Here is a 13,119-nt window from a genome sequence, read left to right as displayed (position 1 = left end):
GCCCCCCATGGACACGAGCGCTGGCTCGTGTCGTACGCAGATTTCATCACTCTCCTTTTTGCGTTCTTTGTTGTACTGTTTGCAGGCTCAAGGGGAGACGCCAAAAAGCAGCAACTGCTCGCCGTTGCCATCCAGACGGCCTTTGCGCAGGGGGCGTTCGATGCGCATTCCAAGACTCCCGCGCTTGCGCCTTCTGCAGGTGCGATGGGAAAGCCGACGCCCATTGCCATGCCGACTCCCATGACGCCCGAGGCTGCCGCGAGAAAGGAAGCCGCGGACAAGAAGCGTATCTATGATGCATTGGCGCAGATGGCTGTACCGCAGAAGAATCAGAACCTTCCTCCGCTCGGTGCGAAGCCGCCTTCGCCCGAGAAGCGCGGCACCGCGATCAGCGCAGTCTCCTTTCGCAGCGAACCCGAGGGTCTGGTGCTGTCTCTGCAGGACGCGGGCTTCTTCAACTCCGGCTCCGCCGCACTCCGTGCGGATGCGATACCTGTGCTGGAACGCATCGCAGCCAGTCTACCTATGGGTCCGCTCCGCGTGGAGGGACACACGGACAATGTCGCAATTCACACGGCGCTGTACGCCTCCAACTGGGAGCTCTCTACCGCCCGCGCAAATGCCATTGCGCGTGTTCTACTGGCGCGAAGCCTCGTCAATCCTGCATCGCTCGCTGTCGCGGGGTACGCGGAGTTCCACCCGATTTCCAGCAACAGCACGGAAGAAGGCCGGGCGAAGAACCGTCGCGTCGATATCGTTCTTTTGAAACAACCCTTAGCGGAGTTGGCGCAGATCGTCTCTCCCGCTAAGCCTTCGTTGTCCCCAACACCTTGACGATCACGCGCCTTGATCGCTGCCCATCAAGCTCCGCGGAAACGATCCGCCGCCACGGGCCCAGATCGAGCCGACCCTTGGTGACGGTCGAGATCTCTCGTGATGCATGAGGACCTTTCTCCGGCTATTCTTGCAAGAGTCGGTCAAATCATCAAAGGTACCCATGGGTGAGGACAAGCGATGCACGTTCATACGATGCACCTCCAGACACTGCTCCATCCGCTCATGATGGCGGTCATGATGGCCTGGGAGATCCTTTGGGCGCTCTGCCTCGGGTTCCTGGTCTCTGCCGTGGTGGAAGCCGTGGTGTCCAAGGAGCAGATCGGCAAGCTCATGCCGGACTCTTCACCGAAGACCATCGTGATCGCCAGCGGTCTGGGAGCGGCGTCTTCTTCCTGCTCTTACGCTGCCGTCGCCATCGCTCGTTCTCTCTTTCGCAAAGGCGCGGATTTCATCGCAGCGATGGCCTTTCAGTTTGCCTCGACCAATCTCGTTCTGGAGCTGAGCATTCTTCTCGCGGTGCTGCTCGGCTGGCAGTTCATGCTGGCGGAGTTTGTGGGCGGTCCCGTCATGATCATGCTGCTTGTGGTGCTGCTGCGGATCACGCTCAGGCCACGAGTCCTTGAAGCCGCAAGAAAGCAGGCCGAACGTAACCTGGCGGGCAAGATGGAAGGCCATGCCGCCATGGATATGTCGCTCCACCAGGGGACGTTCTGGCAGAAATTTTCCTCGAACAAAGGCCAGACGGCCATCAGTCACTACTACTTCATGAACTGGTCTTCACTCTGGGGAGACATCGCCCTCGGCCTGCTCATCTCCGGAGTCCTTGCGGCATGGGTGCCGCAAACCTTCTGGCAGGGATTCTTCCTTGCCGGACATCCACTTCTGGCAAAGTTTTGGGGACCGCTCATCGGGCCGCTGGTCGCGGTGCTCAGCTTCGTCTGCTCTGTAGGCAATGTCCCGCTGGCGGCGGTGCTGTGGAACGGAGGCATCAGCTTCGGCGGTGTCATCGCCTTCCTCTTCGCCGATCTCATCATCCTGCCTATCGTCAATATCTATCGGAGATACTACGGCGGCAAGGTCGCGGCGATTCTCTTCCTTGTCTTCTACTCATCGATGTCCCTTGCGGCACTTGCCGTCGAAGGTCTCTTCGGCCTGCTGCATCTGATTCCAGAGCACGGCCACGCCAGCATCATGCAGGAGTCTGTGCGCTGGAACTACACCAGCATGCTGAATATCGTATTCCTGGTTCTTTCATTACCTCTGTTTATCCGGTTTCTCAAAACCGGAGGTCCGGCAATGCTCCGCATGATGGACGAAGCGCCATCCGAAGAGGGCCATCACCACCACTGCCACTAGGCGGCGCTAGCGTCTCCGCGATGCTTCAGGTGCGACCAGACAAACCAGACAATACCTACCAGCACCAACAGAATGACCGCGGCATCGGCCTTGTGCAGAACATGCTTGAGCATGGAGTTGGGATCGTCCCAGCTTTCGCCAGCCTTCATACCCGCGTAGGCAAGTGCGAAGCACCAGGGCCACGACCCGATGAAGGTATAGACGTGGAAGCGAAGCTGCGGCATGCGGGCGATGCCCGCGGGCAGGGCGATAAAGGTACGCACGACGGGAAGCAGACGTCCGAGCAGAACGGTAATGCTGCCGTACTTCTGGAAGTAGTGGTCCACGCGATCGAGATCGCGCTTCGACATAAGAACATAGCGGCCAAACTTCTCCACCATGGGACGCCCGCCGTACGCGCCGATCCAGTACGCCACCACCGAACCAAGGTTGCACCCAATGGCGCCAGCGGTTGCCGCCAGGAGCAGGTTCATCTTGCCCTGGTAGACCACGTATCCGGCAAACGGCATGATGATTTCGCTCGGCAGAGGGATGCACGCCGATTCGATGGCCATCAGGAGGGCGACGCCAGGATATCCGATCGCCGAGATAATTCCGGTGATGTAGGGCAGCAGGAAATTGATGATGTGTTCTGTCATGGACGTCCAGACGAGTATAACCGTAGGCCCAAACTTGCCGCGCTCCCCGCAGGCTTCTACGATAGAGGCTATGGCAGAGACAAGCGCACCTCCCGCAGAACGACCGGCATCCTCCTACGGCGCACAACCCTCCACGCACGGTGGACCGCCCGTCCGCCGTCAGATCGTGGCTTTCAGTTTCTACAAGATCCTTCCCGAGTGGAAGCGCCTGCCCGCCGACGAGCGCGCGGCGCACAAAGCCGCCTTTATCGAAGTTTTCAATCGCTGGAATACGCCCGGCGAGTTTCTCTCACTCACCTACTCCACGGTAGGTACGCGTGGGGACACCGATCTCTGCGTCTGGAGCATCTGCTATTCCATCGAAGAGTTGAACCGGATGCGGGCGGAGTTGCTGGCAACCCCCATCGGCGGCTACCTCGAGATACCGCACAGCTTCCTCGCGATGACCAAGCGTTCGCAGTACCAGATCGATCGCGAAGACGAGAGCGAAGGCGAAGGCCGCGGCGCAATTCGGCCAGGCGGACACAAGTATCTCTTCGTCTATCCGTTCTGGAAGACCCGCCCCTGGTACCTGCTTTCGATGGAAGAACGCCGCCGTCTCATGGAAGAGCACATCCGCGTTGGGCTGTCCTTTCCTCGCGTGAAGCTCAACACCACCTACTCTTTCGGTATCGACGATCAGGAATTTGTGGTGGCCTTTGAGACCAACTTCCCTGAAGACTTCCTCGATCTCGTGCAGCAGCTACGCGAAACCGAGATCAGCATCTACACGCTCAAGGACTATCCGATCTTCTCCTGCGTACGCCTGACGCCGGAAGATGCTCTGAACCGCCTCGGATAGATGTCCACTCGCATTAAATCAGTCCGCAGCGCCACTGCGCCCGCGCCCTCAAAAGCGCGGGCGATTGCGGCCAGCGAACCTGTTTCCCCGAAGATCAAGCCGGGAAAAACGAAGAAGCCGCTCGCACCAGAGCGTGTGGCGGCAATTCTGGATGGTCTGGCAAAGGCTTATCCTGATGCCGTTTGCGCACTGATTCACAACTCCGCATGGCAGCTCGTGATCGCGACCGCACTCTCCGCACAGACGACGGACGTTACAGTGAACTCCGTGACTCCGATGCTGTTCAGGATCTTCCCTACACCGAAGGCCCTCGCAGAAGCGTCTATCCCAGCCATCGAACAGATCATTCGCCCAACTGGTTTTTACCACTCGAAGGCGAAGAATATTCAGGGCGCTGCGCGCGTGATCGTCGAAAACTTCGGCAACAAGGTGCCGCAGACGATTGAAGAACTGATCACTCTCCCGGGCGTTGCACGCAAAACGGCGAATGTGGTGCTCGGTTCGTGGTTCAAGATCGCCTCCGGTGTGGTGGTCGATACCCATGTTCTGCGCATCTCGCGACGGCTTGAGCTGACGAAGAATATTGAACCGGTCAAGGTCGAACAGGACCTGATCCGCATCCTTCCGCAGGGCCAGTGGATCGACTACTCACATCGCGTGATCTTTCACGGACGGCAGGTCTGCATCGCGCGGAAACCGCGCTGCGCCGACTGTTCCATTGAAACGCTGTGCAACTCAACCGACAAGACTTGGTCATCGCACTAGCGGTTGCTGAAGTAAACCTTCAAGGCTTCCGCTAACGCGGCCACGCTGGCCTCCTGCGCCTCTACGGTCGGTTCCCAACCGGATTCGCGCATCGCCTGCGAAGTGACAGGGCCGATGGAGGCCATCACGGCTTCCATCGGGAGTGTGACCTCCGCGCTGTGCAGCAGTATGCCCAGGTTGCGAACGGAAGAGGCGCTGGTGAACGTGAAGGCATCGATGTCCCCGAGTTCTGTTCGCAGAGACTCAGCAGAATCTTCTGGAACAACCGTGCGATACGCAGCGGCTACGGTCACCTTTGCACCCACGGCTTCAAGTTGCGGCACCAAGACCTCTCGCGCCTCGGCTGCGCGTATGAGAAGCACGTGCGTATCCGCGACGTGCGGAGCGAGCGCCTCGGCGAGCGATTCCGCGACTGCAGTCGGCGGTATGACATCGACCTGCAGACCAAGCTCGGTCAGCGCACGCGCCGTGGCCTGCCCAATGGCAGCGATCTGCAAGGTGTCGGGTACCGGTAAATCTAAGAACTCAAGACGTGACGCGAAGACCTCGACGGCATTGGCCGAGGTAAAGACGATCCATTCGAACCGCTCCACGGTACGCAGGGCCCAATCCAGCGCACGATAGCTGTCTTCAGGCGGAACGATCTCAATCGCCGGGATTGCGACGACCTCGAAACCGCGCTCCGCCAGCGCGTCCGCCAGAGCAGAAGCCTGATGTTTAGCGCGTGTGACAAGAATGCGTTTCCGGTCAGGCATAGGCCTGCAGTAGCTCACGCGCTCCACGAGCGACCAGATCGGCGGCCACGCGCTCACCGAGGGAACGCGCCGACTCGCCTTCGTTTGCTGAAATTTCGGAAGAGAGCATCTCGTCGCCGTCGGCTGCGGTCACGTTCGCGGTCAGCCTTTTGTCGACGCACCACGCACCTACGGGAAGAGAGCATCCGCCACCGAGTGCATGCAGCATCCAGCGCTCGGCTTCCACGGCGTAGCGCGTCTCTGCGTCGTCCAGCGCGGAGACTGCCGCAATCACTTCGGGGGCATCGGATAGTGTCTCCACACCGAGCGCACCCTGACCAGGAGCCGGACACATCGTGTCTGCAGCAAAGCGCTCGCGGATCCAGTCAACCTGTCCGGCTGGTTCATGCTCCGTAGGGTGCTCTTCCAGGTGATCGTGGTCGGCATGCGTCACACACTCGACGTGCGGTGCACGGCCGTGCTCGGGATGTGCGGGATCGAGGTCCACCGGATGCAGCAAGCGTGCGCCCAGACGGTCGATTCCAGCGCAGGCCAGAACGAGTGCGTCGCATTGACCGGCAGCCAGCTTGCGCAGGCGTGTATCGATGTTTCCTCGGATTTCTACGAACTGCAGATCAGGTCGATGCGCGAGCATCTGTGCCTTGCGCCGCGGCGACGTGGTGCCCACGCGCGCTCCGTCCGGCAAGGTGTGCAACTGGACCCACTCGGGCGACAGCAGAGCATCGCGAGCGTCTGCACGTGTAGGAATGGCGGCGAGTGTGAAACGCGGATCCATCACGGTCGGCAGATCTTTCAGCGAATGCACCGCAAGATCGATCTCGCCGCGCAGGAGCGCTTCTTCGATCTCTTTGATAAAGATGCCCTTTGCGTCCATCTCCGGCGTGACTGGGTTCTCCTTTACATAGGCAGGGTCCTGCATCCGATCGCCCGTGGTACGGATAATGGTGATCTTGGTGGTATGTCCCGCTCCACGAAGCGATGCGGCGATGTGATTTGCCTGCCATAACGCCAGCTGCGATCCGCGCGATCCAAGTCTCAAATGCATTTAGATCTCCTCATCGTTCCTGAGTGATTCTTCGTTTCCACGGGAGAAGACGCGCCGCATCGTATCCAGGGCAACGCCATCTCCGGCGCGCGCTGCTTCACGCATCCCCTGCATCGGTCTATGCAAAAACTTGTTCACCAGCGACTTGGTGAGAGCATCGACAGCAGCAGCCTGTTCTGCAGAAAGAGAAGCAAGGCGGCCTCGCGCGCGTTCCAGTTCGGCCTGCCTCATCTGCTCGGCGAACTCCTGCACGGCGACGATCGCCGGAACCGCATCGAGGGATTGCAGCCTCAGCTGGAAGCGATCGACCTCGCGCGAGACAATCTTTTCCGCTGCGGCAGCCTCCGCGGACCTTTGCACCATGTTGGCCGAGGCCACCTGTTGCAGATCGTCGATGGAGTACACGAAGGCGCCGTCGACCTCGTTGGCTGCTGGCTCGACATCGCGCGGCACGGCGATGTCGATGAAGAAGATCGGCTTGCCCTTGCGACGGTGGAGAATTGCCTGCGCCTGAGCCCGCGTAAAGACATAGCCAAGAGCCCCGGTGGAGGTGATGATGATGTCCGCTTTCGGGGCGTGCTCCTGCAGATCTGCAAACGGGACCGCGAGACCGTGGAACTCCGCCGCCAACTGCTGCGCTCGTTCGGGCGTGCGGTTCGCCACCAGGATCTGCGTGGCTCCCTGCTGCATCAGGTGGCGCGCAGCGAGGAGGCTCATCTTCCCCGCACCGACGAGCAGCACCTGCCGGCCCTCCAGCGAACCGAAGATGCGATGCGCCAGATCCACCGCGACGGATGCGATGGACACGCTGCTCGAGCCGATCTCGGTTTCTGTACGAACCTTTTTCGCTGTGGTGAACGCAGACTGCAAGAGGCGTTCGAGCGACTTCGAGACCGCGCCGACCTCGCGGGCGACGCTGTAGCTCTCCTTCACCTGTCCCAGGATTTGCGGTTCGCCGACGACCATGGAATCCAGAGAAGAGGCAACGCGGAAGAGATGTCTTACGGCATCGCGCTCGCGAAACTCATAGAGATGCGGCTCAATGGCAGAGGCCTGCAGAGAGAAGTACTCCCGCAAGAACTTACGCAGGTCCGGAAGATTGGCGTCGTCCTCTTCCGCGACAAACTCCACGCGATTGCAGGTGGAAAGGATCAGGCCTTCGCGCACGCCGGGATGTTGCAGCAGGCTGCGCGTAGCATCGGCCAGACCGTCCGCCGGAATGGCCAGACGTTCGCGAACTTCAACCGGTGCTGTGGTGTGATTGACTCCAAGGAGGATCAAGCTCATCGCTCCACCGCAAACTGATGCACGCTGGAAAACTGGTTCGCGCTCCACACCGCCAGCATCACAAAGAAAACAAAGGCCGAGAGAAACACGGCGCGACGTCCGCGCAGACCTGCGCTGCGCCGGATCGCGATCATGGCGACATACGCCAGCCACATGACAAAACTGAGCAGGACCTTGGGGTCGTGGAAATACGACGAACCATACATCTGCATGGCCAGAAGCGAACCGATCAATAGCCCGGCCGTCATGCACGGCAGGCCAAAGAGGAGCGACTTCAGCACGATCGCGTCCGTCGTCGCCAGCGGCGGCAGAGCGCTCATCGGGCCCTTGGTGGAACGCGACTTAAGTCGCTTCTCCTGAATCAGGTAGAGCACGCTCGCCAGGAGCGAAAGTATCAGAGCAGCATAGGCCGCCAGAAGAAGGGCAATATGGAGCCAGATCCAACCGCTATGTAAAAGCGGGCTTGCCAGGGTGCTTTTGCCCAGTGCAAAGGCTGGCACGAGACAGAGCAGCGTAGCCACCGGCAGCAGGACGACTCCCATCGTCAGAGTGCGATAAACAGCAGCAGTCAACAGGAATGCCATAACGAGCAGCAAGGCCAGAACGGCCTGGACTTCGGTCGCCTCCACCGGGACGAGGTGGTGGGCTGCTGCAAGCATCTGCACCAGGGAGATGGAGTGAAAAAACAACCCAAGCAGCGCCGCGGGAAGCGCGGCATATCTCCAATTGGGGCGTTCGTACAGAACCGCAGGCAGTACGGCCAGGGAGGCTATACCGTACAGAAGTACCGCGATCTTGAGCCAGACTAGAGACATAAACAAGGAGATACCTGGACGCAAAGCCGCGCAAGGTACCTGTCCTTAAGTATACCGGGCATTGAAAACACGGCGAACCACGACCAGCCTAAGGGGCTAGTCGTTATTCGCCACCCTCTAGGCCGGTAAGGTCTCTCTCTCCTGAGACTTACCAGCCCGCCATGGACTGCTTTCAATGGTCGACTTAATCACTTTGGCGGTCGTGCCGAGCGCGTTGTATTGGGAGAAAATCTTCGCCATCTCTTTTGCCCGCTCCCGATATTTGCTATCGCTCAAGATAAGTCGAACTGCATCCCGTATCTGCTCCGATGTGGGATTTCCGGTTTTCAGATCAATGCCGGTACCTGACCACGCTACACGAGCACAGACAAACGGCTTATCTTCAGTCGCTCCGGCTCCGATGATCGGAACGCCAAAGCTCAGCGCCTGCTGCACGCCATTGTATCCCCCATTGGTGATAAAGACGTCTGTCCTCGGCAGGACCAGGTGATAGGGAAGGTAGCGCTCAATATGAACGTTGGGCGGTACCTCAAGGCCTGTGATATCCACACCGCCGCCAGTAACGATCACCTCGACATTTTCCTCCGCCAGTGCAGCGATGGTGGGCCCGACAAGCTGACCGAAGTCGTAGTTCGCAATCGTTCCCTGCGTCACGAAGATAACGGGCTTCGAGCCGTCGATTCTTTTCAGCCACTCGGGCTCTTCCCTATCGGTGGGCTTTGGAACAAGCGGACCGACAAACTGAAGGTTCTTCGGTTTGTCCTTGATCGGATACTCAAACTCTTCCGCCGTAAACTGTAGAAAGACATCCGGCAGCATGCAAGAAGCGTCCAGAGCCAGATCGATTGAAGTCGATATACCGTAACCCCTCAGGAGTTGATTCAAAGCGGCTGTTGACCCGGCCAGACCTTCCTCAAACTGACGATTGTGTTCCAAATTGCGCAACATACCCTCCGGAGTGCTATCCGGGCCTGTAAATGGCGATACTTCAGGCCGCCGCATCCAGTATGGAATGATGCCGCACCCAACGATCGGAGGTCTGGGACTGGTTCCAAGGATCAGAGGAAAGCTCCCCATGAAGCAGAGATCGGTCAGAACCAGATCGACATCCAGTTCTTCGATCAGCTTTTGGACCCCTTCGTATTGATCTGGAATTGTGGCGACGAAAACCTGTTCTATATCGTAGTTAAGCTGGGGCAGTCCGGGTTCTTTGGTGGCTCGATCAGGGAAGATCTCAAGCAGGAGCCGATAGTCGAAGTTCGCCTTGCCGTTGAGGGAAACAAAGTTCAGACCTGCAGCTTCGGCTTTTTCTCTAAAAATTTCAGCGCTGTTAAATATGACCTCATGTCCTTGTTTGCTGAGATGTTCTGCAATGAGGAGGAGAGGATTGACGTGCCCGGGTGCGGGCGTAACGGATACAAGTATGCGGCTCATTCGTCTCCTAGGGGCGAATTCAGCTTCGCCGTAGGTTAAACACAGCATCTGTCGTTTTATTCAAATAAATTTGTCGACTTTGGCCGATATCGAGAAGGCTTTCCTTTCAGAACTTCATGAGTTACGAGATAACCGCGAGAATTGGCTGATACGGTCTCTTTCTCCTAAGACTTCTCGGCCTTCCGCCACGCACTGCTTTCAATAACCGATTCAGCCACCTGGACGACGGCACTCAGCGCATCGTATCGTGCAAAGTCTTCTGCCATCTTCTTCGCTCGTTCGCGATATTTAGGGTCGCTCAAAATAAGCCTGACCGCATCCTTTATCTGCTCCGATGTGGGACTTCCGGTTTTCAGATCAATTCCGGTACCCGACCACGCCACACGGGCGCAGACGAACGGCTTATCTTCCGTCGCACCGGCTCCAATTACCGGAACTCCAAAGCTCAACGCCTGCTGCACACCGTTGTATCCGCCGTTGGTGATAAAGAGGTCGGCCTTCGGCAACACCAGGTGATAGGGAAGATAGCGCTCCACATGAACATTTGACGGGATCTGAAGACCTGAAACATCCACACCGCCGCCGGTGACGATTACCTCTACGTCTTCCTCGGCCAGGGCAACGATTGTGGGTCCGACAAGCTGGCCAAAGTCGTAGTTCGCGATCGTTCCCTGCGTCACAAAGATAACGGGCTTCGATCCATCGATTCTCTTCAGCCACTCAGGTTCTTCGGACTTTTCCGCTATCTTTGGAACGAGCGGCCCAACAAACTGAAGGTTCTTCGGTTTGTCCTTGATTGGGTACTCAAACTCTTCCGCCGTAAACTCCAGAAAAACATCCGGAAGAATACTGGCAGCATCGAATGGCACACCGATTGAAGCGGAGATGCCGTACCCCCTCAAGATTCGGTTGATGGAAGCTGTAGCCCCCGCCAGCCCCTCTTCCAACTGGCGATTGTGCTCCAGATTGCGCAACAGGCCTTCCGGAGTGCTATCCGGGCCGGTAAATGGCGATACTTCGGGCCGACTCATCAGATACGGCAAAATTCCGCACGAAACGACCGGAGGTCTAGCTTTCGCTCCGAGGATCATAGGAAAACTGCCAAAGAAGCCAATATCCGTCAAGACCAGATCAATCTCCTGCTCTTGAATCAGCCGTTGCATGTTCTCGTACTGGTCTGGGATTTGAGCGCCCAAGACGCGTTCCATATCGTAGTTGAACTGCGGCAGCCCTGGTTCTGTTGTATGTCTGTCGGGGAAGAATTCTTCCTTGAGGCGATAGTCGAAGTTCGCCGTGCCGCCGAGCGGAGCAAAGTTCAGCCCCGCAGCTTCGGCTTTTTCTCTAAAAATTTCAGCAGTGTTAAACGTGACCTCATGTCCTTGTTTGCTGAGATGTTCTGCAATGAGGAGGAGAGGATTGACGTGCCCGGGTGCGGGCGTAACGGATACAAGGATGTTGCTCATTCGTCTCCCAGGGCGAATTCAGCTTCGCCGCAGGTAAAACACCGCATTCGTCGTTTTATTCAAATCATTTTGCCGGTTCTTGCCCATGCACTGTTCCAATGGCCGCTTCGACCACTTTCAAGATCGTGCCCAGCGCATCATGTCGGGCAAAAACCTTTTCCATTTTCTTCGCTGCTTCGCGATATCTGCGATCGCCCAAGATAAGCTGGACCGCATCCCAGATCTGTTCCGGCGTAGGACTTCCGGTCTTCAGGTCAATTCCGGTACCAGACCATGCCACACGAGCACAGACGAGCGGTTTGTCTTCGGTAATCCCGGCCCCGATCACCGGAACCCCAAAGCTCAGTGCCTGCTGTACGCCGTTGTATCCGCCGTTGGTGATAAAGAGGTCAGCCTTCGGTAAAACAAGGTGATAGGGAAGGTAACGTTCGAGATGAACATTCGGCGATTCCTGAAGGCCTGAAATATCCATGCCCCCGCCGGTAACGACTAGCTCGACGTTTTCTTCCGCCAGAGCGGCGATGGTTGGGCCCAATAGCTGATTGAAGTCGTAGTTCGCAACCGTTCCCTGCGTTACAAAGATTACGGGCCTGGAGCCATCTATTCTTTTCAACCATTCAGGCTCGTCCGCCTTACCCGTGTTTTTTGGAATGATTGGCCCAACAAACCGCAGATTCTTTGGCTTGGTTTTGATTGGATACTCAAACTCTTCCACCGTAAGTTGCAGAAAAATATCGGGCAGCGCACAAGCAGCGTAGAGCACCGAATCGATTGGGGTGGATATGCCGTACCTCCCCAGGATTCGCTGGATGGACGCTGTCGACCGCGCCAAACCCTCGTCGACCAATCGGTTGTGCTCCGCATTGCGCAACAGACCTTCCGGGGTGCTGTCCGGCCCCGTAAAAGGCGATACCTCCTGCCGCCGCATCCAGTATGGAGCCACGCCACACGCAACGACGGGAGGTCTCTTCTTGGTCCCGAGGATCAGAGGAAAGCTGCCGAAAAAGCAAAAATCTGTCAGAACCAGATCAATTCTCTGTTTTTCAATCAGATCCAGAATGCCCTCGTATTGATCTGGGATGTTCGCGCCGAGGAAATATTCCATGTCGTAGTCGACCTGGGGTAGCCCTGGTTCAGCGAACGCTCTGTCGGGCAATAGTTCGGGTATGAGGCGATAATCCAAATTTGCCGCGCCAAGGAACGGAACGAAATTGAGCCCCACCGCCTCCGCCTTTTCGCGAAAGATCTCTGCGCTGTTAAATGTGACCTCGTGTCCTGCTTTGCTGAGATGCTCTGCAATAAGAAGGAGAGGATTGACGTGACCGGGCGCTGGCGTAACCGATACAAGGATATTGCTCATTCGTCTCCCAAGGGCGCATTCAGCTCGCCTTAGGTAAAACAAAGAATTCACCAATTTATTCAATTTTCCGACTCTGGCGGTGGCGAGGAAACTCTCTTCCCATAGGCGGTGTCCGGGGTACGCACAAAAATATCGGTGTCTGTTCGTCAGCCGAAATCGCCCGTGATCCTGCTCAATTGGCGCACAGAGTTCCGCGTATCCTCCGCATCTGAACCCGGAAGTAGCGGAGATCCGCACGGGAGAGACATATGGAATACGGACATAAAGTACAGGCAGGCGAAGCAACCGAAGGCAAAGCAACCGCAGCCATTGAAACCTACACCGCCCAGGTTCCCAGCGGTGTTTTCCTGGCGGCAGCCATCGCGTCCATTACCGCCTCGCTGCTCTTCAAAGCGCAGAAAAGGGACCACGCTGCGCTCTTTGTAGGTCAGTGGGTCGCCCCCTTTCTGATCCTCGGTCTCTACAACAAACTGGTGAAACAGCACGGTTCGGACGCGACCGCCCGCTAATTCGCACCCGGACT

General features: G+C 57.6%; 14 protein-coding genes. 5 read left to right on the top strand and 9 right to left on the bottom strand.

Annotation, left to right across the window (positions count from 1 at the left end):
• Window positions 1-27 precede the first annotated feature (27 nt).
• The gene (locus tag ACIPR4_RS05585) at window positions 28-834 is read left to right on the top strand and encodes an OmpA family protein (protein WP_245536465.1); all 807 of its coding nucleotides are present in this window, start codon (window positions 28-30) and stop codon (window positions 832-834) included.
• Here ACIPR4_RS05585 and ACIPR4_RS23455 read toward each other — a convergent pair.
• A complete protein-coding gene (locus ACIPR4_RS23455) occupies window positions 806-880 on the bottom strand; it encodes a hypothetical protein (RefSeq protein ID WP_245536511.1) in 75 nt (24 codons plus the stop codon). The genes ACIPR4_RS05585 and ACIPR4_RS23455 overlap by 29 nt on opposite strands.
• Window positions 881-1,014: 134 nt before the next feature.
• On the opposite strand from ACIPR4_RS23455, the gene ACIPR4_RS05580 reads away from it, so the two are divergent.
• Window positions 1,015-2,193, top strand: a complete 1,179-nt coding sequence (locus tag ACIPR4_RS05580) for a permease (RefSeq protein WP_013567680.1) — start codon at window positions 1,015-1,017, stop codon at window positions 2,191-2,193.
• On the opposite strand, the gene ACIPR4_RS05575 is transcribed toward ACIPR4_RS05580, so the two are convergent.
• The gene (locus tag ACIPR4_RS05575) at window positions 2,190-2,831 is read right to left on the bottom strand and encodes a DedA family protein (protein ID WP_013567679.1); all 642 of its coding nucleotides are present in this window, start codon (window positions 2,829-2,831) and stop codon (window positions 2,190-2,192) included. The genes ACIPR4_RS05580 and ACIPR4_RS05575 overlap by 4 nt on opposite strands.
• A 70-nt stretch (window positions 2,832-2,901) precedes the next feature.
• Here ACIPR4_RS05575 and ACIPR4_RS05570 point away from each other — a divergent pair, with 70 nt between their 5' ends.
• On the top strand, window positions 2,902-3,672 hold the full coding sequence (locus tag ACIPR4_RS05570) for a chlorite dismutase family protein (RefSeq protein WP_013567678.1): 771 nt from the start codon (window positions 2,902-2,904) through the stop codon (window positions 3,670-3,672).
• Window positions 3,673-4,437 carry an endonuclease III gene (nth, locus tag ACIPR4_RS05565; RefSeq protein ID WP_013567677.1) on the top strand — a complete coding sequence of 255 codons (765 nt, stop codon included), beginning with the start codon at window positions 3,673-3,675 and terminating at the stop codon, window positions 4,435-4,437.
• Here the strand turns inward: nth and ACIPR4_RS05560 are convergent.
• The 7 genes from ACIPR4_RS05560 to ACIPR4_RS05530 all read right to left on the bottom strand — a co-directional run bounded on the left by ACIPR4_RS05560 (window position 4,434) and on the right by ACIPR4_RS05530 (window position 12,596).
• Window positions 4,434-5,192, bottom strand: a complete 759-nt coding sequence (locus tag ACIPR4_RS05560; protein WP_013567676.1) for a uroporphyrinogen-III synthase — start codon at window positions 5,190-5,192, stop codon at window positions 4,434-4,436. The two genes, nth and ACIPR4_RS05560, sit on opposite strands and share 4 nt — an antisense overlap.
• A complete protein-coding gene (gene hemC, locus ACIPR4_RS05555; protein ID WP_013567675.1) occupies window positions 5,185-6,237 on the bottom strand; it encodes a hydroxymethylbilane synthase in 1,053 nt (350 codons plus the stop codon). Before hemC ends, ACIPR4_RS05560 begins: the two co-directional genes overlap by 8 nt.
• The gene (hemA, locus tag ACIPR4_RS05550; protein ID WP_013567674.1) at window positions 6,238-7,524 is read right to left on the bottom strand and encodes a glutamyl-tRNA reductase; all 1,287 of its coding nucleotides are present in this window, start codon (window positions 7,522-7,524) and stop codon (window positions 6,238-6,240) included.
• A complete protein-coding gene (ccsA, locus tag ACIPR4_RS05545; RefSeq protein ID WP_013567673.1) occupies window positions 7,521-8,339 on the bottom strand; it encodes a cytochrome c biogenesis protein CcsA in 819 nt (272 codons plus the stop codon). The genes hemA and ccsA overlap by 4 nt, the downstream gene beginning before the upstream one ends.
• Before the next feature lie 117 nt (window positions 8,340-8,456).
• Window positions 8,457-9,773, bottom strand: coding sequence for a glycosyltransferase (locus tag ACIPR4_RS05540; RefSeq protein ID WP_013567672.1), 1,317 nt, complete (start codon window positions 9,771-9,773; stop codon window positions 8,457-8,459).
• 164 nt (window positions 9,774-9,937) lie between these two features.
• A complete protein-coding gene (locus tag ACIPR4_RS05535) occupies window positions 9,938-11,236 on the bottom strand; it encodes a glycosyltransferase (protein ID WP_013567671.1) in 1,299 nt (432 codons plus the stop codon).
• A 64-nt stretch (window positions 11,237-11,300) separates the two neighbouring features.
• Window positions 11,301-12,596, bottom strand: a complete 1,296-nt coding sequence (locus ACIPR4_RS05530) for a glycosyltransferase (RefSeq protein ID WP_013567670.1) — start codon at window positions 12,594-12,596, stop codon at window positions 11,301-11,303.
• 248 nt (window positions 12,597-12,844) lie between these two features.
• On the opposite strand from ACIPR4_RS05530, the gene ACIPR4_RS05525 reads away from it, so the two are divergent.
• Window positions 12,845-13,105: a hypothetical protein gene (locus ACIPR4_RS05525; RefSeq protein WP_013567669.1), complete on the top strand. Its 261-nt coding sequence runs from the start codon at window positions 12,845-12,847 to the stop codon at window positions 13,103-13,105.
• The last annotated feature ends 14 nt before the right edge of the window (window positions 13,106-13,119 follow it).

Source organism: Terriglobus saanensis SP1PR4 (assembly GCF_000179915.2).
In the GTDB taxonomy this organism is placed as follows: Bacteria; Acidobacteriota; Terriglobia; order Terriglobales; family Acidobacteriaceae; genus Terriglobus; species Terriglobus saanensis.
The sequence above is the reverse complement of the archived record's forward strand: the minus strand, read 5'-3'. Positions and strand labels throughout refer to the sequence as shown.